The organism is Pantoea sp. B623 (assembly GCF_024814475.1).
Classification (GTDB): domain Bacteria; phylum Pseudomonadota; class Gammaproteobacteria; order Enterobacterales; family Enterobacteriaceae; genus Pantoea; species Pantoea ananatis.
The window spans coordinates 3,186,928-3,207,671 of the sequence record NZ_JANUXM010000004.1; the positions used below are offsets into that span (position 1 = coordinate 3,186,928).

Genomic DNA, 20,744 nt, shown 5'->3' on the forward strand with positions numbered 1-20,744 from the left:
TTTTAAAAAGGATAGAGAATTATGGCAACTCCTCACATTAATGCAGAAATGGGTGATTTCGCAGACGTCGTACTGATGCCGGGCGATCCGCTGCGTGCGAAGCACATTGCAGAAACCTTTCTGGAAGATGCCGTTGAGGTGAACAACGTGCGCGGCATGCTGGGCTATACCGGCACTTATAAAGGCCGCAAAATCTCCGTCATGGGCCACGGCATGGGCATTCCCTCCTGCTCCATTTACGCCAAAGAGCTGATCACCGAGTTCGGCGTGAAGAAAATCATCCGCGTGGGTTCCTGTGGTGCCGTGCGTCCCGACGTGAAACTGCGTGATATCGTGATCGGCATGGGCGCATCGACCGATTCCAAAGTGAATCGTATGCGTTTCAAGGATCACGATTTTGCCGCGATTGCGGATTTCGATATGGTGCGCAACGCTGTCGATGCGGCCAAAAATCTGGGTGTTGACGCGCGCGTAGGGAATATCTTCTCTGCCGACCTGTTCTACACGCCCGATCCGCAGATGTTTGACGTAATTGAGAAGTACGGCATTCTCGGTGTGGAAATGGAAGCCGCCGGCATTTACGGCGTGGCTGCTGAATTTGGGGCGAAAGCGCTGACGATCTGCACCGTGTCCGATCATATCCGTACCCATGAGCAGACGACTGCCGCAGAGCGCCAGACAACCTTTAATGACATGATTAAGATTGCGCTGGAATCTGTGCTGCTGGGCGATTAATCTCCACGCTCATTGATGCTCTTGCTCACCCGGCAGCGCGACGTTGCCGGGTGAGCGCGTCAGAAGATTTACGCTTCCCGCTCATTTCGCAACATTCTCATCAAATGACACACTTTTCATCAGGCTTGTGCATCTTGCTACTGGCAAGGACCGCTTATGCCACTATCATGAAGCCGAACAATAAATAACAACATGCCAGACTGAAAATACCTGCCTGATGAATTTTCGAAATTTCGACGCTGAAGAGAAGTTGTTTGTACGCCGTGCCGCCATGGCATTTGTGCTGGTCTGCATCTGCTTCACCATCCTGGGTTTAAACCTGTATCGCCTGCAGGTACGCGATCACAGCTATTACCAGACGCGCTCAAACCAAAACGATATCAAAATGATCCCTATCGCGCCCACGCGCGGGCTGATTTTCGACCGTAACGGGATTCCGCTGGTGCGCAATGTGACCTGGTACGACATCACTATCACCCCGTATAAAGTGGACGATATGAAGGACGTGCTGCGCCAGCTCACGCCGCTTATCGATCTGACACCGGACGACATTACGCGTTTTCAGCACGATCTCCGGCAGAACAGCCGCTACAAACCGGTTATCCTCAAAGAGGAACTTACCGACGAAGAGGTGGCGCGCTTTTCAGTCAACCAGTTCCGGTTTACCGGCGTCAGCATTGATACCTATCAGGACAGGGAATATCCCTATGGGGCCGATCTGGCGCATGTTGTTGGCTACGTCTCTAAAATCAATGATAACGACTATAAGCGGCTGAATGCCGAAGGCATTGCTGAAAACTACGCGGCTGACCACAACATTGGTAAGCAGGGGATTGAAGGCTATTACGAATCCCTGCTGCACGGTAAGCCTGGCTATCAGGAAGTGGAAGTGGATAACCATGGCCGCATTGTCCGGGTGCTGAAAGAAGTGCCGCCGGTAGCAGGCAAGAACATCACCCTGACGCTGGACCTGCATCTGCAACAGTATGCGGAAAGCCTGCTGGCCGGACAGCGTGCCGCGTTACTGGTGGAAGATCCCCATGACGGATCCGTGCTGGCGATGGTTTCCAGCCCCAGCTACGATCCCAACCCTTTTGTGAAGGGCATCAGCTATAAAGCCTACAAGACGCTGCTGCAGGATAAAAACCTGCCGCTGATTAACCGTGTCACCCAGGGCCTGTATCCCCCGGCCTCCACCGTCAAACCCTATATGGCGATGTCTGCCCTGTTAACCCATGTGATTACGCCGCAAACCACCTTTTTTGGCGGCCCAACATGGACGCTGCCGGGCACCGACCGTCGCTACCGTGACTGGAAAAAAAGCGGCCACGGCACGCTCGATGTCACCAAAGCGATCGAAGAGTCTGCAGATACCTTCTTCTATCAGGTGGCCTTTATGATGGGCATCGATCGCATTCACACCATGCTCAGCAAATTTGGTTACGGCCGCTCCACAGGCATCGATCTGAACGAAGAGTACAGCGGCCTGCTACCCAGCCGCGACTGGAAAATGAAAGTCCATAAAAAGCCCTGGTATCAGGGGGACACGGTGTCGGTGGGGATCGGTCAGGGCTACTGGATTGCGACCCCGATTCAGATGGTGAAGGCGCTGGTAACCTTGATTAATAATGGACGGGTGATTACGCCGCACTTACTGGAAAAATCCCAGCTCGGCACCCGGGTTCAGCTCTATCAGCCTAAGCTGCCACAGGCGCAGATTGGCGATCCGAATTCTCCCTACTGGTCATTAGTGCGCCACGCTATGTTTGGCATGGCCAACGCACCGAACGGCACGGGCTATAAATATTTCCATACCGCGCCTTACGGCATTGCAGCGAAAAGTGGGACATCTCAGGTGTTCAGCCTGAAAGAAAACCAGACCTACAACGCCAAAATGATTCCGGTACGGCTGCGCGATCATACGTTTTATACCGCCTTCGCACCCTTCAGCGCTCCCAAAGTTGCGGTGGCGTTGATTCTGGAAAACGGCGGAAGTGAAGGCGTGGTTGCCGCGCCGGTGATGCGCAAGCTGCTTGACCATATCTTCCTGCCGCCGACCACCCCGCCGCCCGTTGAGGTGGCACAGCACCAGGCAGGCTAGCGGAAGAATACCCGGTTACGCCCGTGCTTTTTGGCATCGTACAGCGCGGCATCTGCCTGCGTGTAAAGCGTTTCGAACCGGGTGCCTGCTGCGCCCCAGCTGACGCCGAGGCTGGCCGTGACCAGCCGCTCCGGCAGCGCATTTAACGGCGAGGCGTTCAGCGAGGCGAGAATGGCTCCGGCGACGATAACCGCATCGCCCAGCCAGGTATTGGGCAGCATGATGGTGAACTCTTCACCGCCGATTCGACCGATGCTGGCGATGGCAGGCGTATTACGCTGAATACGTTGTACCAGTTCGCAAATCACCTTATCCCCGACGGGATGACCGTATTCATCATTGATGCGTTTAAAGAAGTCGATATCAAGAATGATTAAGGCCGCCGGCGCCTGGTCCAGCGTATCGCTGATGCGTTGAATAATCGCGCTGCGGTTCCAGACATCCGTCAGGGGATCGTGCGTGGCTTTGTACTCCAGTTCCGTTGCCAGCTCGTTCAGTTGCTCATTTACCCGGTTCAGCTCACGCTCTGCCCGATCGCTGCGTGAGATTAACCGATAGGTTTCACGCATCAGTCGCTGGTAGTGCCCGTTGAGCTGTAGCAGCGCCTGCCGATACTCTTCAGCCTGCAGGCTATGCTGCGCCGCGACATGGCTGGCCTGATTGAGTGCCTGGGTTTCTTCCAGAAACAGCTCATTGAGGTGCGTCATTGGCGCTGTTCCGCATGCAGCTTCACGGTTAACGCGGTGAAATCCAGAGACAGCTCTTCGCCAAACTCTTCTGACACGTCATCTTCGGCATCGTAAAACCAGTTCAGTACGATCGTGCAGCCGCTCTGCGCGAGCCTGTTGAACTGATCAAACAGCCCAAACAGCATCTTGGTGCTTGAGCTGTTGAAATAGCTCAGGTCGATATTCACCTCTGCCGCTTGGCTGGCCTGAGGCTGCCAGCTTTCCAGCGCGCTTTGCAGCGGACGGTAAAAGGCGGCGGCATTCTCTGGCCAGGATTCTCCCCGCAGGGAGAATCGGTGGGCCACAAAGTCAAACTCTACGGCGGGCGTACATTCAGTGGCGGTAAGTTGAATGATTTGCATAGGGGCTTCTTCAGTCATGGCAGATAGTGGCCTTAAGCCAAAAGGCAGAGAGCTCGCTGGCCTCCAGTGGCTGGAAACAATACTCCAGCGGTTCACTGACGTCGCGCGCCAGGGTAAGCAAGCCGATATTGGCGCCTTTGCTCCAGACCGGACTCTCAGCGCGTAACCGGTTTCGGTAAGCTTGTTTAATTTCATCCGCATTCATCACGCGGAGCGAATCCAGATCCCCGCGCAGTTGATGAGTGGCGTCGCTGCCGACCAGGTTTGCGCTTTCCAGATAGTAGCGACCGTCATCGTAACGCAGGCTCAATGAACCAAAGCGATACAGCTGATCGTTATGACTCAGCGCCCGGCTGTCCTGCGAGTAACGCAGAATGTTTTGCGCAATCTCGACAAAGCTGGAGAACAGCCGCCGCCTGACTTTTTGTGACCGCTCGTGATTCTCCAGAAACAGTTTGACCACTTCGCCCATCGCCGTGATGTTCTGCGGTGAAAAAAAGCCGGTATACTGCAATGCAATAAGGCCGGACTGCGATTCGGTATTAAAGGGCAGACCCCGTAGTGACTCGTTTTTCATTTTCTTCCCGGTGCAGTCAATAGCGAAAGCCAAACCAGGTGACGTCATCGCGTCGCGCCTGATTACCTTGCCAGCTTAAATAGTCTTGCTGAAACGCCAGCGATAACTCCGCCATAGGCAAATGCTGATAGCGCATCAGCAGAGACTGAATACGCTTATTGCCAAACATGATATTCCGTTCGCCACCTGGTTGATCGGTGACGCCATCCGTGAGGACAAACAGCATGTCGCCTGGATTAAACGCCAGGCTCTGTTCAGGCCAGTGATAGTCTTCCGGCGTATCGGTATAGCCGACGCGGACGCGATCCTGACTGAGCGAGATAATTTCATTGCTGATGTTGCTGAGCATAAATGCCTGGGTTCGGGCGCTGGCCCAGCGCAGCTGATGCAGCCCGGTATCAACTGACATCACGATGGCATCGCAGCCATCGTTAGAGAGTGAGGTTTGCTGGGAGGCGTTCAGCTGGCCCAGGGTTTGTTTAATATGGTGATTAAGGGCATGCAGGATGCTGGCAGGTGCCTGCAGATCGGCCTCGCGCAGCGCGTTTTCCAGTGCCGACTGCAAAATCACCGTCATAAAAGCGCCGGGAATCCCGTGGCCCGTGCAGTCGGCGATGACCGCCAGCCAGCCATTGTCATGGCGGTGAAAAGCGTAGTAATCGCCGCCCACGCCGTCTCGGGGCTGCCAGTACAAACACCAGTCGTCGAGCAGGGAGGCAATCAGCTGGTTGGACCGATCCAGCATCGCGTCCTGAATGACCCGCGCGTAATCAATGCTTTGTAAAATTTGCTGATGCTGGCGCGCCTGTAAATCGGAGACGCGGCGAATCAGATCGATCCCTAAACCAATGCCGATATAGTGCCCGTTCTCCGTCAGGATAAACCCATCGGCGACGGACTTATCCCCGTTGGCCACGACCTGCTGCGCAACGCTTTCCAGCGTATTTTCCACGTCAATCACCAGCGGGAACTTATCCATAAAGGCAATGCAGCTCTTGCGGTCATAGAGTTCGGGAAAGAAAGGGCGCGCCATCTGCGATAAAAAGATGTGGCGGTTGATCATGCCGAACGGCTTGCCGTTTTCCACTACGGGCAACCCGATCAGATCTTTGTGTTCGGCAAAGAGTGCCATGACGGCACGGTTATCTGTCTCCGGACTGACGAAAGGGACCTCAATGCATAACACCCGCGCGTCATAGCGGCTTGAGGCGGAAACCACAGTATTCACAGAGGCGGGTAACTGCATGATGCGGCTCTTGATTGTCCAGGAATAATCTTAGAGTAATGAGCGCAGATGACGGATTTATGGCAAAAAAACGGTTGGGAAAAAGAGGGCCGATAAATCGCAGTTAAAGCAAAATAGCAGCGAAAAATAGCCTGCCAGAGGGCGTTCTGCAGCGCGAAAATCCGGCGGTTGATTGGGCGGATTGCTAAATTTTCGCCCGTTCCCCTTCTGGTTGATGGAAAACCCGTCAGTTGATTTCATTTTTGTGAAAAGCGTTTGACGCTGGGGCCTGCTTAAGGTTTAATGCGCCCCGTTGCCCGAATAGCTCAGTCGGTAGAGCAGGGGATTGAAAATCCCCGTGTCCCTGGTTCGATTCCGGGTTCGGGCACCACAAATTTGAAACCCTCGCTTCGGCGGGGGTTTTTGCGTTTGGGGGCTTTAACGCTGTGATGTTGTTGAGGTAAGGTTGATTTACGCGATCGTAATGTTCTGGTTTACGGTTTCGATGGTCGGCATTTTCACTATGTGATGCTGAAAGCATATGGGCGGGGATGGCACAGAGGCGCATTTCGTCATTGCCTTGCACAACACGCAGCTTCGCCGTGTGCGAGCTGATGAGATACCGCAGAAGCGAATTATTCCCTGGATAACCAAGCAGGCTAAACAGCAACAGGAAGCTGTATGATGAAACGTACATTATTTTTAGGCATCTTATATCCTGCGTTCGCATTCTCATACACTCCCGGTTTTATGACACCCGAAGTGGAATGCCTCAATGACAATACGATTCCTTTCATAAGCACAAAAATTCCAGCAAAAAAAATCGTCGACGACGCATACATAAAATGCAAGCCAGAACTGGATGCCTGGTCAAAATCTCGTGAAATGCTTCCTAAAGAAATCAGAGAAAGGCAATATAAAGAGTTTCATGATTTCTATATAAGAATGATCGAGAAAAGACGGGCATATGGCGCTAAAAATAGTGCGTGATTTGTCCCCGTTGATTAACATACCGCGATGTCAGTAATGCCTTCATCACATAAATCTTACTTCATTGAAATGGTATGAAGTAAGGTAGCAGAGAGGAAAATAATTTAAGTAGTTGAAAAGTTACGTGTAGAAAATGAAACGTGATATTCCCTGAATGGGGCTGATGGAAATAGACTAAACTAGTTATTAATTATTTTAACTCGTCACATGGATGCACAAATAGTTATGAATTGCATTGAAAAAGTAAAATAAAGAGTGGATGTTAAGAATGCTTTCATAATGTTTATAGCCATGTCAAACCTCTCAAAATTTAACTTGTAAGACTTAGCTTGCTCGTACAATTCAATCATCTGATAATTACCGAATGCTAACGCTGTCAGATCCAGCGCTTCGGAAAAAAAAAGCCTGCAATCGAAACACAGATGAGTAAGCAGAAAAAGCGGCGAAGTTTAGTCGAGAATGGTGTAGTGTATTCAAAGTTGATGTTGCGATTTATTATGGCTGGAGAGACTAAATTTAAAAATCTACGACACTGAGACAGGTGGGTGAGTATTTCATATGAATTAATTTTCCTTAGGGTAATAATTAAATATTTGTAGGGGCTCATAAATTAATTTTACTAACAAGACTCTCTACTATATATGGATTTGGCTTTTTGCTTGAGATTTACTTATTGAGTTCGAGATTGGTTTTAAATTATCTTTTTTAAGAGGGTTAATATAAAAAAGAAATGAGATAATAAAAAATATTTAGCCATTTTTGTACATTTCTATTGCTTAAAATATATTTATCGGCCATGTTTTCTAAACATTTACTATTGGTTTTAAGTATCCCAGATTTATTTACACACACTTTTGAGATTTCCAGTTTCTTAGCCATCAGCCGGTATTCTTCCGGCGTCATGTTATTCAGGGATTAATGAGGCCGCTCGCTGTTGTATTCCGTCAAACTGCGCTCTGTGATTTCCCGTGCTTCATTCAGCGTTCTTAACAGATAAAAATCTAGTATCCCTGTCCGGTATGTCCGGTTAAAACTCTCGATAAACGCATTCTGCGCCGGCTTTCCCGGCTTGATAAATTCCAGCAACACACTATGTTCTTCGGCCCATTGCGCCAGTGCGAGTGATACCCGTTCTGGCACGTTATCCATACGCATCTTCCGCGGATAGCCGCGGTTTGCCATTATCCTGTCCAGCACTATCACGACGCGTTGCGCCGGGATATTCAGGTCAATTTCTATCGCCAGCGCTTAACGTTTAAAATCATCCACCATATTGAATGTCCGGAAGCGTCAGCCACATACCAACTCATCATGCATAAAATCTATCGACCAGCTCTGATTAAGTGCTTCCGGCGTCGTCAGCGGAGCCGGATTGAGCACCGGCAGACGTTGTTGCTTTCCCTTACGACGAAAATTCAGTTTCAGCAGGCAGTAAATCCGGTGAACGCGTTTATGGTTCCACCTATTGCCCTGCCTGCGCAGCAATTGGAACAGCTTCTTAAAGCCGTATCGCGGATAGCGCTCCGCTAGTTCAGTCAGCGTCTGGATCACCGGCTCATCGCGACGGGTATCGAGCTGGTAAAAACAGACCGTCCAGCTCTGCGATAATGTCCTGCATGCCTGACGTACGCTAATCGAAAACATCGCTTTCACACAGCTGACGAACTTACGCTTTATCGCTGATTTAAAGCTTTTTATCAATGACGTCTTTTAACGCGCGGTTTTCCAGACTCAGGTCGGCAAGCATCTGTTTGATCGGTGGTTTTCGTCCTCAGGATCCTTCATTTTTTTGATATCAGAGGCTTCCATGCCGTCATACTCCGCTTTCCGGTTATAATATGAAGCCTCAGATACTCCCGCTTCGCGGCAGACATCTTTGACGGTACGTCCGGCTACAACAGACTTGAGAACGGTGACGATCTGGTGCCCGGTAAATCGGGCTTTACGCATGGTGATCTCCTCAGGGACATAATCAGTATGTCGGAAGATCTCTAGAAGTGAATGGTTCGTTTTGACGGGATACTTACAGCTGTATGGCGGCGTAATCCCCAAAAACAGGTGCTGGTTCATTCGGACCAGGGTAGTCAGTACACAAGCTATGAGTGGCAATCGTTCCTGAAATCACACAGCCTTGAGGGCAGCATGAGCCGTCGCGGTAACTGCCACGATAATGCGGTTGCAGAAAGCTTTTTCCAGTTGCTGAAACGCGAACGGATAAAGAAAAAGATCTACGGAACGCGGGAAGAAGCCCGCAGTGATATTTTTGATTACATCGAAATGTTTTATAACAGTATGCGTCGGCATGGTTTGAGCGATCAGATGTCACCGACAGAATATGAAAACCAGTATTATCAACGACTCGGAAGTGTCTAGATTATCCGTGGCGATTCATAGTGATAAACTTGTTAAAAAAACTTTAAAGAATATTAAAGCCAATCTTATTAATTTCTCTATACTTGTGCTTATTATAGTCACTTCTTATTTCTTGAGAGATTTTTTTTAATTTTTAGATGTTATATTCAAACCCAGAAAAATAATCAGTTAAAATAAAAAACCTCTCCACATCAACTTTATACTCGCCTTCACTAAATATGACTTTCATTATATAAGTAGAGTCATCAAATTTATAAAGAGTGAAGTCCTATGGATTAATTGCAACTTTTACTGCACTCATTATAAATCCTCACCTGTCTAAAGCCATTTAGCTATGTAATCTTTACTTTTAACCATACCCTCTTTATTAACTACTGCTTCGAGATCACTTTGGGGTAATTTTACTCTACGTATCCATTATTCGTCAGCACTGTAGTAGTCAACTAAAACTGGCAACCGCATAAGCATTTATCTCTGGCAGCTGAAACATTGGCTGGTTGTTGAGACAACAATAATAATGCCGTTAAAGCGAAATAACTCCAACCTAAATTCCCCCCTTCGGCTCAATGCCCCTTACCTTAAGCTCTTTCCGCAGTACCCGCTTTATCCACGTCGCCAGGTTGACGTCACCATCCTCACACGCCTGTTCTTCGAGCTGCGTCCGAAACTCGTGAGAAAGTCGGATTTGGTACTGATTTGTTTTGGTCTTTTCCTTAGAGATTGTCATCCCATCATCCTTGTTATGAGAGAGGTACACACTTCAATGACTGGGCATGATGCAACAAAAAGAGTGAAGCCCGGTCATGCTGAAATCGAACCGAGTTGCTGACCACACCGTAAAGATGAACCATGCGCCATAACGTGTAAATGATTAAGGTTGCCATGACGAACAGCGGAAATCTGACATGGATGACAAAAATGGGAATCTCTTTCCAAAAACATGCTGTCTGTTCATCACGATGATAAAATCCGTCAGGTGCACAACCCTGTGCACCTGTCCTCTCACGTCACCCGCTTCTGGCTTCGCAGCAGCGCCAGGCCGCTCAGCACCGACATCGCCATCAGGTAATAGCCGGGAGCCAGGCTGGTGCCGGTGGCGGTGATCAACAGCGTGCAGATCAGCGGCGCAAATCCGCCAAATACCGTCACCGCGATGTTATAGCTGATCGCCATGCCGCTGGCGCGCGTGCCCATAGGAAACAGATCGGCCATGACCGAGGGTACCGTGGAGAAGTAAATCGACTTGAGCAACGCCATCCAGCAGACCAGCACGATCAGCGTGGTGGGCGTGGTGTGATTCACCACCAGCTTAAAGGCAGGGTAGATGGTGACAATCAGTAAAATCAGCGATCCCCACATCAGCGGAACCCGGCCCACGCGCTCTGCCCACAGGCCCATAATCGGCGTCACCACGGTCAGGATCACCCCCGCCAGCAAGGTGGCGGTAAAGGCCACAGAGCCGGGCAGGTGGAGATTGCGGGTGGCGTAGGTCGGCACATAGTTGAGCATGTAGTTAACCGCCGTAGAGATCACCATCAGGCCAATCGCCAGCAGCATCAGCTCTTTCTGACGACCAAACAGGCGCTTAAGCGGGGCGACTTCAGGCTGCCGGGTGGCGAAGCTGGCAGGTTCATGTACGTGGCGGCGAATATAGATCCCCAGCGGGCCGATCAGCAGACCAAAGGCAAAAGGAATGCGCCAGCCCCAGTCCTGGATCTCGCTTTCCGTCAGGATTTTCGTTAATCCCAGACCAAACGCGGAGGCCATCAGGGTACTTGCCCCTTGCGTGGCGAACTGCCAGCTGGCGATAAAGGCTTTGCGCTCGGGAAAATGCTCGACCAGAAACGCCGTCGAGCTACCAAATTCGCCACCGGCAGAGAAGCCTTGTATCAGACGCGCCAGCAGAATCAACAAGGGCGCAGCCAGACCAATGTGTTCGTAGCCCGGCATAAACGTAATGATGGCACCGCCCAGCATCATCAGATTGATGGAGAGCAGTAGCGCTTTTTTACGCCCGTGGCGATCGGCATAGTTACCCAACACAATCGCGCCCAGCGGACGGATCAGGAAAGAGACACCGAAACTGCCGAAGGTCAGCAGCATAGAAACGGACGGATCGCTGGTCGGGAAAAACGCATGGGCAATATAGCTGGCAAAAAAGCCGTAAACCGCAATATCAAACCACTCCAGCGCGTTACCGATGCAAGTGGCGAAAAGGGTTTTATGCAGGCTGGGTTTATTCGCGTGCAGCGGTGCAGCGGTGTTGAGCGTGCTCATGCGGCACCTCCGGCATGTTGACGGTGCTTCGCCACCAGTTCGCGGCCTTGCTCGCCTAAGTCCCATAACAGTCGGGTCATGATTTGCAGACCTTCACGCGCAATCGACTTCAGCATATGTTCGTTCACGCCGTGTTGGCCGCAGGCGGGATAGGAGTGCGGCACCCACAATGTGGGCAGGCCGAGGATGTCGGAAAACACCTCGTTGGGCAGCGAACCGCCCAGGTTGGGCAGCAGAGCCGGTTTCTTACCGCTGGTTTCGGCGATGCTGGCCAGCACCCAGTCGACCAGCGGATCGGTGGGATCAAGGCGGGTTGCCGGCGATCCGCGCAGGAACTCGACCTTCACATAGCCAAAGCCGTGCTGCGTCAGATGTTCGCTGACGTGCTGCGCCAGCTTTTCCCAGTCGGTGCCCACCACAAAGCGCAACTGACAGACGGCCGTTGCCTCACCTGGAATGGCGTTCATCGGGCGCGCAGGATTGCCGGTCAGGAAGGCCAGCACTTCAAGCGTATTCCAGCCGTACAGGCGTTCCGTTGGCGTTAATGCGGGTTCGCCCCAGTTCGGATCGATCTCGGGATCGCCCGGCATCCCGCCAACGTTGATCTGGCTGAGAATGTCACGTACCTGCGGCGTCAGTGAATCAGGCTTCAGTGCTTCCACCTGAAGTACGCCCTGTGCGTTAACCAGCGCGGCAATGGCGTTGGCCAGTTGCGTGCCGGGATTGCTCAGCAAACCGCCCCAGTTGCCAGAGTGATAGGCGTTGTCACGGGCCGTCACCGTCAGGCGGAAATTCGCGGCACCGCGCGATCCCAGAAACAGAGTAGGTTGCACCGCATTCAGGCGCGGGCCATCCGAGGCGATAAACAGATCGGCTTTCAGCAGATCGCCGTGCTGCCGGCACAGCTGCGCCAGGCCGGGTGAGCTGATCTCTTCGCCCATCTCAAACAGCAGCTTGCAGTTGAAGCCCAGACGTCCGCCGCGTGCGAGAAACACCTGTTCCAGCGCGGCCAGATTCACGCAGTGCTGACCTTTATTATCTGCGCTGCCACGGGCGTACCAGCGATCGCCCTCTTCAACGAGCTGCCAGGGCATTAATCCTTCACGCCAGTTTTCGTCATCGCCGAACACTACATCGCCATGGCCGTAACTCAGCAGCGTAGGGAGCGCAGGATCTTCGATGCGCACCGCCACCAGAAAAGGACGATGGGCCGCTTCGGCGTTTTCGATGAAGTGGAGGGTGAAACCCAACGCACTTAGCTGTGGGCCGATTTCGTCGTGTAAATAGTGGTGTAATTCACTGTCGCGATCCTGGCGCTGGCTCTCGGTTCGCTGCGAAACGCGGCGCGCCAGAACCCGCTGAAATTCCCCACTGTCGAACCAGGCGGTGGCCTGGTCTACCGCTTGTTGGGCTGTCATGTTTGCTCGTCTTTTATTCGTATTATGGTTTTCCCATCATTTCCGAAACGCTGCTTTGCCACAATTATCAATTTATCGAGTAAGATTTGCTTTTAAAGCAAAGCTGCCTGCCCGTTTTCGAGGCATGCACCAGCAAAAGGCGTTCGCATGATCAGTAATGAAATCCGCTATTTTCTTGCCGTCGCCAATGCCGGATCGCTCAGTGCGGCAAGCGAGCAGCTGTTTATTGCGGTATCGGCGATCAGTCGTCAAATTCAGCGGCTGGAGGCGCAGGTGGGCGTGCCGCTGTTTGATCGCCACGCGCGCGGCATGGTGCTGAATGAAGCCGGGGAAATTTTTGCCCATCACGTGCGCAAAAATATGCTGGATATGGAATACGCGCTGGCGGAAATCAAAGGACTAAAAGCAGTACGCCGCACCCTGATTCGGCTGGTCTGTACCGATGGCCTGGCCTTCACGTTGCTGCCCCGCATGATCGCCGCATTTCGGGAGAATAATCCCGGCATCCTTTTTGAGATCAAGGTCGCCAGCCCACAGGGCGTATCAGAACTGATACGTAATGGCGACTGCGACCTGGCGCTGCAGTTCAGCCTGCACGCTGAGCACGGGGTTGAGATCCTCGGTTCCTGGCCTGCACCGGTGCTGTTAGTCATGCATCAGGGTCATCCACTGGCCAGCGCGCCGCAGGTAACGCTCAGCGATATCAGCCACTATCCACTGGCACTGCCGCAGCAAAACACCACGGTACGACAGCTGTTCGAGCTGGCAAGCCATATGAGCGGCAATCTGATTGAACCGGTCGTGACCTGCGACAATTTCTCAACCCTGTTCCAGTTCCTGCTGCATACGCCATTAGCCGTCACCATTTGCAGTGCGTTCAGCGTGATACAGGAAGCCGAAGCGCACGGACTGGTTTTGCGATCCGTCGGCATCGATCAATTAAGCCAGCGCAATCTGCAGTTGCAGGTGCCTTCCGGCCGGCCGCGTAGTGCCGCGCTGGAGGTATTTCTAGCGTTTGCGCGGCAGCAACTGAACGCGCTGGACGAGTCGCTGACCATACAACCCGACCGTTAGCCCGATAATAATCAACAGCAGAGCAAGCATTTTTTGCGGTGAGATATGCTCGCCGAATATCATCATGGAACCTAAAATCCCGAAGACCGGCACCAGTAGTGAAAGCGGTGCGACTGTGGAAACCGGATACTGCTTGAGTAACGAATTCCATATCCAGTAGCCGAAAAGTGTATTGGGATAGACCTGGAACAAAACAGACAACAACGCGCGGTTGTCCATGTGGCTAAACATCTCTGTAAAGCCGCTGCTACCGTTAACCAGCCAGTCCAGGCCAAAAAGCGGTAGCGGCGAAAATGCGCTCGACCATACCAGAAAGGCGAATACCTGTTTTGTGCCTGCCTTTTTAATAATGATGTTGGCGACGCTCCAGGCAAGCGCACCGGCCATGACCAGCAGCATACCGCTCAGTGTAACCGAGCCATCCGTTACAAAAACAATGCTCAGTAAACCGGCACAGGCGATAACAAAACCGGTGATTTGATAGCGACTGAGGCGCTCCCGGAATATCAGGCTGCCCAGCAATAAGGTAAAAAAAGCGCTGAACTGCAGCGCAAGCGATGCTATCCCGGCAGACAAGCCTGTTTTGATTCCCAGATTGACCAGCCCCCACAAGCCGATGCCAAAAATCAGGCCGTAACCGATGAGGTAACGCCACGGCACATCGGGCTTTTTGATAAAAAAAAGGGCAGGTAGGGCACTCAGCGTGAAGCGAATGGCTGCCAGTATGAAGGGATCGATAGTGTGCAGGCCAAGTTTAATGACGGAAAAGTTTACGCCCCAGATTGCGGTAACCAGGATGGCGAGCAGAAGGTGTGGGTATTTCATGATTAACGGGATCCTGACCAGATAAGAAAGGCACACGCGCTGACCGAGGCACCGGCAAGGCAGACGGCCTGCCATCCCCAGTAGGCATACAGTTGCGTTGCAATGAGGGCGCCTGCTGCGCTGCCCAGCGAATAAAAACACATATAAGCACCGACCAGACGGCTTGCTGCTGCGGGTCTGGCTGCAATGATGAGGCTCTGACTGGAGACATGAACGGCCTGCACCGCAAAGTCCAGCGCGATGATGCCTGCCACCAGCCAGCACAAAGAGTTTTCGACATATGCGACAGGCAGCCATGAGAACACCAATAGTGCCAGTGCTAACCCTGTTGTGCGTTGGGCAAATCCTCTGTCAGCCCACTTGCCCGCGCGTGATGCCGCGAGCACGCCAGCCATTCCGGCTAAGCCAAACATACCTGTCTGGGTATGTGTCAGGGAAAGTGCCGTAAGTGGCATTACCATGGTTGTCCACAGCATGCTGAAAGCCGCGAAGATCAGGAGCGCAATCATCCCACGTTTTCGCAGTTGAGGTTCCGTGATAAACAACCGAAAAACCGACTTCAGCAGGGAGAGGTAACTGGGCCTGCAGGGCCGTGGCGGGGGCGATGGCATCACTTTCCAGACGAAACAGGTAATCAGCAACATCAGGCAGGCAGAGGTGAGATAAACAGCCCGCCAGCCGGCGATATCGGCAATGGCGCCTGAGATAAAACGGGATAACAGGATGCCTGTAACAATTCCGCTGGTCAGGGTGCCAATCACCTGGCCTCGTTTTTGTGGTGTCGCCAGTCTCGCTGCCCACGCTACGATAAGCTGCACCACCACGGCCATCAGGCCAATAACCATCACGGCGCAGAGCAGGACCGTGACACTACGTGATAACCCCGCCATAACTAACGCCATAACGGAGAATAACAACTGCGTCATCACTACGCGTTTAGGGTTCATCCAGTCCCCGAGCGGCACCAGAAAAAGCAAGCCGATGGCATAGCCCGCCTGTGTGGCAGTAACTATGCTGCCGATCATAGCGGGCGAGACTTTCAGGCTTGTCGCCATCGACTGGAGTAACGGTTGCGCAGAATACACATTGGCTACCGCCAGTGCACAGGTCAATGAAAATAGCATCGTCATCCCTGAACTCAGCGCAGTGACACTGGTCGATGCGATTTTCGTTCCGTCATTGCGACACGTACTTGCCTTACCTGCCATAAGGTGCCTTTATTCTGGTTTCTTTTTAAAACTAGGTTGCTTATAGAAGTAACAAGAGTGGTTTTTTTTTGCAACTGTTAAATGCGGGGATTAAGCTTACATCAGTAGACAGACTGACAGGGAGAACACCCATGGCAAAACAGGAATCGCTAAGAACCAGCGAATGTCCCGTTGCGCGGACGCTGGAATCGATTGGTGAGCGCTGGTGCATGATGATTATCCGCGAGGCATTTGATGATGTGCGGAGATTCAGCGAGTTTCAAAAAAACCTGGGGCTTGCCAAAAACATCCTGGCTTCGCGCCTGAAACATCTGGTCGATATCGGCGTGTTCGACATTTTGCCAGCATCGGATGGCAGCGCCTACAGGGAATACGTCCTGACGGAAAAGGGGCGTTCCGTTTTCCCCATTGTTGTGGCGATGCGGCAATGGGGAGAGCGTTATATGTTTGAACAAGGGGAAACCTATTCTGTTCTGCTTGATAACGAACAGGGTAAGCCGGTTCAGTTTTTGGATGTGCGCTCCTCTCAGGGAAACAAACTGCAACCGGGCGACTGCCACCGCAGGCGCGTCGTTTCTGATAAAACCGCCGGGTGAATTGCTGAAATACCCGCAGTAAAAGGATGCAAAGCGCCTGAAGGTTATGGCGCAGCCTTCGATGGCTAACAGCTCGCTTACAAGGCGGCTATACCGCGCCGTGGTCACACCATGATATCTCTCGTTAGATAGTGTAAAGGACGTAAAAGGCTGTAAACAGGCGCGTTTTTTACCTGTGACACGCTTATCATTCCTGCTATGCGTTACTGTCACTCTGACGGTCATATGCCGATATAACAGAGAGCGGTGCACATACTGACCTGAACATTCATCTGCAAAGGAGAACCACCATGGATTCTTTCTTTCCTGAGGATGTCATTGATACCCTCAGTAAAACGTTCTGGCAGCGCGTCAGTGCGATGAAAGGGCTTATCGAACGTCACCAGAGTTTTCGCCTGCTGTGGTTTGGCGAGGCGCTGAAGCGTAACCGTAACTGGAAGGGCATCACTGCCGAACAGGCCGTTAATCGGGCGATTAGCGAAAGTCATGGGCTGCCGCTGTCCGACGTTAAAAAAATGACGATTGCCCAGAAGTGGGTGGCGCTGGTGCCGGTGAGAAAAGCGCTTTATTCCCGCCCGGATGGCAAAGCGTTTCAGTGGCTGGTGGAAAAGAAACTGGACGAGCTTGATCGTCCTTGTCGCTTTTCGGCCTAACGGCTTTCCCCTAAATGAGTCCGTAGGGGGAACACCGATGCTTAGCACAGCGCCTGACGGTAATTAATAACGCCCCGGATATCAGCCTGTCTCTGTATCCGGGGCGGTTATACTGCATGACGGCTCAGATGGTGGCGCAAAAGGTGATCAATCTTCGTCATGCCCCGCGCAGCGTTGAGATGACGGTTTACTTACTGGAACGCGATCATCCACGGGGCATCGTCAGATAACATTGAGCACTATCATCCCTTAAACGTCCTCATTACGGCACAGGCGATTACCAACTCTTAAGCGCCTGTGCCGTTAGCGGCTTTTTGAAACGAAAACGGCATGGTTGGCCGTATGGCGATTTTCATCATCAAGCCAGCCCTTAAGATCATGCTCGATCTGCTCCAGGCTTCTGTTACGGGTTTCCGGCACGCATTTGATGCCAAAAATGGCACCAAAGAGTCCAATGGCGGCGAAAATAAAGAACGTACTCGCCAGACCAACCCAGGCAAGAAGAAGAGGGAAGAAAAGAGAGATCAGGAAGTTCGCTATCCACATGGCGAATAGGCACCGCCCATAAAGATGCCACGCAGTCGCGTCGGAAATATCTCTGACAATAACAACCATGTCACGGCTGATAAGGCACCCTGCTGGAAACTGAGAAACATCAGCATGCCCGCCAGTACCCTATAAGCCCGTAGCGCATCTGGCTGACCATTAACCGTTTCAGGCAGCAGATAGCTCACCGTACCGATAAAGATTAGGCAGGCGGTGCAACCAAACTGTCCCGTCATCACCATGGTTCGGCGACCCACTTTACCCAGCATCCAGATCCCAACGAACGTCATCAAGACGGACACCACGCCATTGGCGATGGTGGCAAAAAGCGCGGCGTTATCCGACATACCGACTGACTTCAGCACGGTGGGGGCATAATACATAATGGTGTTAACGCCGGTTAGCTGCTGGATGGCTGCTCTCCACTAATAACCTAACCCGCGATAGTCAGGTACTGGCCTGACACCGGTAAAAGATTCATACCTGACTGTCGCTGTCCTCGCAGGGTGCTTAAGGGCATTTAAATGAAATTTCCATTTCATCAGGGATGCATTTTTTCACGTGAACCTGCCGATTCTTGTCAGGAAAAGAATAATGAATAGTTAATTGTTAATTAAGAGAAATAGTGGATTTTATTCTTTATTTTTTGCGTTGTTTAACCGGGTGTTAACGTATTTGCGAGTGTCATCAAAGAACTTTATTTTCCCTTTAACATAAAATGAAATAAATATTTTCATTATCCCATTGGGTTCGCTTGATGTTACCGGGTTCAGGAGAGTCGCATGACCATCGCCGCAGAACGTTTTTGTATTAACAGAAAGATCGCCCCCTCGCTGAGCATTGAAGCCTTCTTCAGGTTGGTGAACGGTTTAGGGTTGAATAAGGTGGAACTTCGTAACGATTTGCCCAGCGGTAACGTGATGGACAACCTGAGTGCTGCCCAGGTTTGCGCACTGGCTGAACGCTATGGCATTGACATTTTTACCATAAATGCCGTTTATCCCTTCAATCAGCGTACGGAACAGGTTCGCCAACTGACCGAATCCTTGCTGGCCGATGCGAAAGCGGTGGGGGCGCGTTCGCTGGTGCTTTGTCCCCTGAACGACGGCTCGTCGGTTGCGCCAGAGGTAACATTAAACGCACTGCGCGATTTGGCACCGCTGTTCGCGACCTACGGAATAACCGGACTGGTTGAGCCACTCGGCTTCCCACAAAGCTCGCTGCGTTCGGCAGCGCAGGCGCAGAAGCTTATTCGCGATGCCCATGTTCCCTTTAAATTATTAATCGACACCTTCCATCATCATCTCTATCCCGATGCTGACGCCGAATTCAGTCAGGTGGATATCGCCCAAATTGGTCTGGTTCACCTGTCGGGCGTGGAGGACAAACGTCCGCGTGAAAGCCTGACAGATGCCGAGCGCATAATGTTAACGCCGGAAGATCGCCTGTTCACCTGTCGCCAGGTTAAACAGCTTGAAGAACGAGGCTATAAAGGCATTTATGCCTTTGAACCTTTTGCGTCAGAACTGGCGGACTGGGATGAGAACAAGATTCAGCATGAAATTAAAAACAGCATCCAACTGATTCAACATTCCTTGAAGTAAAGCGCCTCGCCTGTGAGGTTTAACCTGCTCATCTATCGATGATATCTCATGCATATTCGGTTCGCAGAAACAGCATTATGAGGAACAGCCAACAGTGAGTCGAAGTAAACGCGCCCAGGCTTCGTTGATGCACTTACGGGCAATTATGCCCGTAAGTGTGATTCATCATCTGTCCGCTCTGAGAGACGACAAATTTCCCGGCAGAGAGGCAGGATGTTTTACTCTGTCGCTATCGGCGTAGCATTTTCGTCAATCTTCGTATCGCCCTGAATCGCCTGGATGCGTTTTTCCACCGCATTCACCTGCTCGCTGTTATGCAGCAAGGTATAGGTCAGATCGAAGGTTGCACTCGCGCCCTGTGCCAGCTGTTTCACGCGTTTCTGTTCTCGTTCAATGGTCACCGGATAGGCATAGTTGGTGCCGGGCTCAATCCCGGTGACATAGCCTTGTTTCAGCGTATCGGTATTTTTCCACAGGGTCAGCAGCGGCAGCTGTTGGGTATCAAACTGGATAGAGGCACCTTTGTTTCCGGCTTTATTCACTACGGCGGCGAGGGTCTGATGATCCTTGTCAGACAGCGGCTTGATGTTAAACACCATTTCATCGAAGTCTTTTGTCGGGCCCTGATAAGTTTGCCAGTTTTTCAAACCGGCTTTGGCATAGTCATTAAACGGACTGATTTGCGACATCGGGGCGAGAAACCGTGCGCCTTCTTCCAGAATTGGCGTGCTAAAGTTGCTGTGATAGATAATCTCGTAATCGTGTGGGTAATCGGAATGGTTAGTCAGCACGTCATGCAGGCTGAACTGATTGCTGCCCGGTACATAGCGCAATTCCGTCCACGTCTGGAGATCGGCTTTCTTGAAGGTGCTCTCTTTGATCAAACCGCGGATGCGGATTTCGTGCGGGGCCGCATCCGCCACCTCGACTTCAAGCTGTGAGACCGGCGTGTTACCAGCTTTGCCGTGCAGCGTATAGATGCGGCCTTTGTCGTTAACAGGATGGCCGGTCCATTCATAGCCGCAGCGCACCATCATCTCGTTGAACCCTTCCAGCCAGCCCAGGCCATTGCGACTTTCAAGGTTGATAAAAGCGGGATTCACCACCTCTTTAACCGGTGAATCCCAGCCCAGTCGGGTGCCAAAGCCTTCCACGCGGAGCAGGTTCATTCCCCGGGTGGGAACGAGCGTGATGGTCAGGCCATCCTGACTACGAATCTCCAGGATCTTACTGCCTTCCTGCTTACCGCCGTGCAACACTTTCTGCTCAATGCTGAACGGCTTGCCCTGGAATTTCAGCTCGCTGCTGTTAACCTGCCAGTTTCCTTTGTCTGTGCCTTGTTCAGCACTCGTCAGCACCCAGGTTTTGGCAGACGCAGAACCAGAAATCATCACGGCTAATACCGTCAGTGCGAGTTTTGTCTTCATCATTTACCCCTTTAGCTGAATCGTT

17 protein-coding genes, 1 tRNA gene and 3 pseudogenes are annotated in these 20,744 nt (G+C 51.8%); 9 read left to right on the top strand and 12 right to left on the bottom strand.

Annotated elements, in window-relative coordinates; translation table 11 throughout:
* The first annotated feature begins 21 nt into the window (after positions 1-21).
* Both deoD and mrdA read left to right on the top strand, forming a co-directional pair.
* Positions 22-735, top strand: a complete 714-nt coding sequence (gene deoD / locus NXS97_RS16700) for a purine-nucleoside phosphorylase (protein WP_112900433.1) — start codon at positions 22-24, stop codon at positions 733-735.
* 217 nt (positions 736-952) lie between these two features.
* Positions 953-2,836 carry a penicillin-binding protein 2 gene (gene mrdA, locus NXS97_RS16705; RefSeq protein ID WP_015699534.1) on the top strand — a complete coding sequence of 628 codons (1,884 nt, stop codon included), beginning with the start codon at positions 953-955 and terminating at the stop codon, positions 2,834-2,836.
* Here the strand turns inward: mrdA and NXS97_RS16710 are convergent.
* Genes NXS97_RS16710 through NXS97_RS16725 form a run of 4 tightly spaced genes read right to left on the bottom strand, consistent with a single transcriptional unit; the run spans position 2,833 to position 5,749 of the window.
* Complete coding sequence (locus NXS97_RS16710) at positions 2,833-3,543, bottom strand: GGDEF domain-containing protein (protein ID WP_013027166.1); 711 nt, start codon at positions 3,541-3,543, stop codon at positions 2,833-2,835. The two genes, mrdA and NXS97_RS16710, sit on opposite strands and share 4 nt — an antisense overlap.
* Positions 3,540-3,926 (bottom strand): DUF1987 domain-containing protein, encoded by a 387-nt coding sequence (locus tag NXS97_RS16715; protein WP_202631168.1) that lies wholly within the window; start codon positions 3,924-3,926, stop codon positions 3,540-3,542. Before NXS97_RS16715 ends, NXS97_RS16710 begins: the two co-directional genes overlap by 4 nt.
* A gap of 10 nt (positions 3,927-3,936) precedes the next feature.
* Positions 3,937-4,503, bottom strand: a complete 567-nt coding sequence (locus tag NXS97_RS16720) for a SiaB family protein kinase (protein ID WP_014605071.1) — start codon at positions 4,501-4,503, stop codon at positions 3,937-3,939.
* Between the two features lie 16 nt (positions 4,504-4,519).
* Positions 4,520-5,749, bottom strand: coding sequence for a SpoIIE family protein phosphatase (locus NXS97_RS16725; protein ID WP_116220043.1), 1,230 nt, complete (start codon positions 5,747-5,749; stop codon positions 4,520-4,522).
* 294 nt (positions 5,750-6,043) lie between these two features.
* On the opposite strand from NXS97_RS16725, the gene NXS97_RS16730 reads away from it, so the two are divergent.
* A tRNA-Phe gene (locus tag NXS97_RS16730) sits at positions 6,044-6,119 on the top strand.
* 290 nt (positions 6,120-6,409) lie between these two features.
* Positions 6,410-6,718 carry a hypothetical protein gene (locus NXS97_RS16735; protein WP_112900432.1) on the top strand — a complete coding sequence of 103 codons (309 nt, stop codon included), beginning with the start codon at positions 6,410-6,412 and terminating at the stop codon, positions 6,716-6,718.
* A gap of 918 nt (positions 6,719-7,636) precedes the next feature.
* On the opposite strand, the pseudogene NXS97_RS16740 reads toward NXS97_RS16735, so the two are convergent.
* A pseudogene (locus tag NXS97_RS16740) lies at positions 7,637-8,668 on the bottom strand (IS3 family transposase); the annotation flags it as partial.
* 63 nt (positions 8,669-8,731) lie between these two features.
* Here NXS97_RS16740 and NXS97_RS16745 point away from each other — a divergent pair.
* A pseudogene (locus NXS97_RS16745) lies at positions 8,732-9,091 on the top strand (IS3 family transposase); the annotation flags it as partial.
* A 544-nt stretch (positions 9,092-9,635) separates the two neighbouring features.
* On the opposite strand, the gene NXS97_RS16750 reads toward NXS97_RS16745, so the two are convergent.
* The 3 genes from NXS97_RS16750 to NXS97_RS16760 all read right to left on the bottom strand — a co-directional run bounded on the left by NXS97_RS16750 (position 9,636) and on the right by NXS97_RS16760 (position 12,786).
* Positions 9,636-9,818 (bottom strand): hypothetical protein, encoded by a 183-nt coding sequence (locus NXS97_RS16750; protein ID WP_028715787.1) that lies wholly within the window; start codon positions 9,816-9,818, stop codon positions 9,636-9,638.
* Between the two features lie 275 nt (positions 9,819-10,093).
* Positions 10,094-11,368: an MFS transporter gene (locus NXS97_RS16755; protein ID WP_029569130.1), complete on the bottom strand. Its 1,275-nt coding sequence runs from the start codon at positions 11,366-11,368 to the stop codon at positions 10,094-10,096.
* Entirely contained in the window at positions 11,365-12,786 is a 1,422-nt protein-coding gene (locus NXS97_RS16760) for a M20 family metallopeptidase (protein WP_022623150.1), read from the bottom strand. The genes NXS97_RS16755 and NXS97_RS16760 overlap by 4 nt, the downstream gene beginning before the upstream one ends.
* A gap of 147 nt (positions 12,787-12,933) precedes the next feature.
* Between NXS97_RS16760 and NXS97_RS16765 the strand changes: the two genes are divergently transcribed.
* Complete coding sequence (locus tag NXS97_RS16765) at positions 12,934-13,860, top strand: LysR family transcriptional regulator (protein WP_013027144.1); 927 nt, start codon at positions 12,934-12,936, stop codon at positions 13,858-13,860.
* Here NXS97_RS16765 and NXS97_RS16770 read toward each other — a convergent pair.
* Together NXS97_RS16770 and NXS97_RS16775 are read right to left on the bottom strand one after the other, a co-directional pair.
* Positions 13,795-14,685 (bottom strand): EamA family transporter, encoded by an 891-nt coding sequence (locus NXS97_RS16770; RefSeq protein WP_014605084.1) that lies wholly within the window; start codon positions 14,683-14,685, stop codon positions 13,795-13,797. The genes NXS97_RS16765 and NXS97_RS16770 overlap by 66 nt on opposite strands.
* Before the next feature lie 2 nt (positions 14,686-14,687).
* A complete protein-coding gene (locus NXS97_RS16775; protein WP_167310103.1) occupies positions 14,688-15,815 on the bottom strand; it encodes an MFS transporter in 1,128 nt (375 codons plus the stop codon).
* A gap of 209 nt (positions 15,816-16,024) precedes the next feature.
* Here NXS97_RS16775 and NXS97_RS16780 point away from each other — a divergent pair, with 209 nt between their 5' ends.
* Positions 16,025-16,489 carry a helix-turn-helix domain-containing protein gene (locus NXS97_RS16780; protein ID WP_014594538.1) on the top strand — a complete coding sequence of 155 codons (465 nt, stop codon included), beginning with the start codon at positions 16,025-16,027 and terminating at the stop codon, positions 16,487-16,489.
* A gap of 290 nt (positions 16,490-16,779) precedes the next feature.
* Positions 16,780-17,142, top strand: a complete 363-nt coding sequence (locus NXS97_RS16785; RefSeq protein WP_013027140.1) for a hypothetical protein — start codon at positions 16,780-16,782, stop codon at positions 17,140-17,142.
* Between the two features lie 303 nt (positions 17,143-17,445).
* Here the strand turns inward: NXS97_RS16785 and NXS97_RS16790 are convergent.
* Positions 17,446-18,107, bottom strand: a pseudogene (locus NXS97_RS16790) (MFS transporter); the annotation flags it as partial.
* Positions 18,108-18,470: 363 nt separating this feature from the next.
* On the opposite strand from NXS97_RS16790, the gene NXS97_RS16795 reads away from it, so the two are divergent.
* Positions 18,471-19,292 (top strand): TIM barrel protein, encoded by an 822-nt coding sequence (locus NXS97_RS16795; RefSeq protein ID WP_112900431.1) that lies wholly within the window; start codon positions 18,471-18,473, stop codon positions 19,290-19,292.
* Positions 19,293-19,510: 218 nt separating this feature from the next.
* Here the strand turns inward: NXS97_RS16795 and NXS97_RS16800 are convergent, their stop codons facing one another.
* Complete coding sequence (locus NXS97_RS16800) at positions 19,511-20,719, bottom strand: aldose 1-epimerase family protein (protein ID WP_112900430.1); 1,209 nt, start codon at positions 20,717-20,719, stop codon at positions 19,511-19,513.
* Positions 20,720-20,744: the final 25 nt, after the last annotated feature.

Excerpts from the sequence above, each read along its gene's own strand:
- NXS97_RS16765 (WP_013027144.1), top strand. The coding sequence starts at position 12,934 with ATGATCAGTAATGAAATCCGCTATTTTCTTGCCGTCGCCAATGCCGGA.
- NXS97_RS16720 (WP_014605071.1), bottom strand. The coding sequence starts at position 4,503 with ATGAAAAACGAGTCACTACGGGGTCTGCCCTTTAATACCGAATCGCAG.
- NXS97_RS16735 (WP_112900432.1), top strand. The coding sequence starts at position 6,410 with ATGATGAAACGTACATTATTTTTAGGCATCTTATATCCTGCGTTCGCA.
- NXS97_RS16785 (WP_013027140.1), top strand. The coding sequence starts at position 16,780 with ATGGATTCTTTCTTTCCTGAGGATGTCATTGATACCCTCAGTAAAACG.
- NXS97_RS16755 (WP_029569130.1), bottom strand. The coding sequence starts at position 11,368 with ATGAGCACGCTCAACACCGCTGCACCGCTGCACGCGAATAAACCCAGC.
- NXS97_RS16715 (WP_202631168.1), bottom strand. The coding sequence starts at position 3,926 with ATGCAAATCATTCAACTTACCGCCACTGAATGTACGCCCGCCGTAGAG.
- deoD (WP_112900433.1), top strand. The coding sequence starts at position 22 with ATGGCAACTCCTCACATTAATGCAGAAATGGGTGATTTCGCAGACGTC.
- NXS97_RS16710 (WP_013027166.1), bottom strand. The coding sequence starts at position 3,543 with ATGACGCACCTCAATGAGCTGTTTCTGGAAGAAACCCAGGCACTCAAT.
- mrdA (WP_015699534.1), top strand. The coding sequence starts at position 953 with ATGAATTTTCGAAATTTCGACGCTGAAGAGAAGTTGTTTGTACGCCGT.
- NXS97_RS16725 (WP_116220043.1), bottom strand. The coding sequence starts at position 5,749 with ATGCAGTTACCCGCCTCTGTGAATACTGTGGTTTCCGCCTCAAGCCGC.
- NXS97_RS16780 (WP_014594538.1), top strand. The coding sequence starts at position 16,025 with ATGGCAAAACAGGAATCGCTAAGAACCAGCGAATGTCCCGTTGCGCGG.
- NXS97_RS16770 (WP_014605084.1), bottom strand. The coding sequence starts at position 14,685 with ATGAAATACCCACACCTTCTGCTCGCCATCCTGGTTACCGCAATCTGG.
- NXS97_RS16775 (WP_167310103.1), bottom strand. The coding sequence starts at position 15,815 with ATGACGATGCTATTTTCATTGACCTGTGCACTGGCGGTAGCCAATGTG.
- NXS97_RS16760 (WP_022623150.1), bottom strand. The coding sequence starts at position 12,786 with ATGACAGCCCAACAAGCGGTAGACCAGGCCACCGCCTGGTTCGACAGT.
- NXS97_RS16800 (WP_112900430.1), bottom strand. The coding sequence starts at position 20,719 with ATGAAGACAAAACTCGCACTGACGGTATTAGCCGTGATGATTTCTGGT.
- NXS97_RS16795 (WP_112900431.1), top strand. The coding sequence starts at position 18,471 with ATGACCATCGCCGCAGAACGTTTTTGTATTAACAGAAAGATCGCCCCC.
- NXS97_RS16750 (WP_028715787.1), bottom strand. The coding sequence starts at position 9,818 with ATGACAATCTCTAAGGAAAAGACCAAAACAAATCAGTACCAAATCCGA.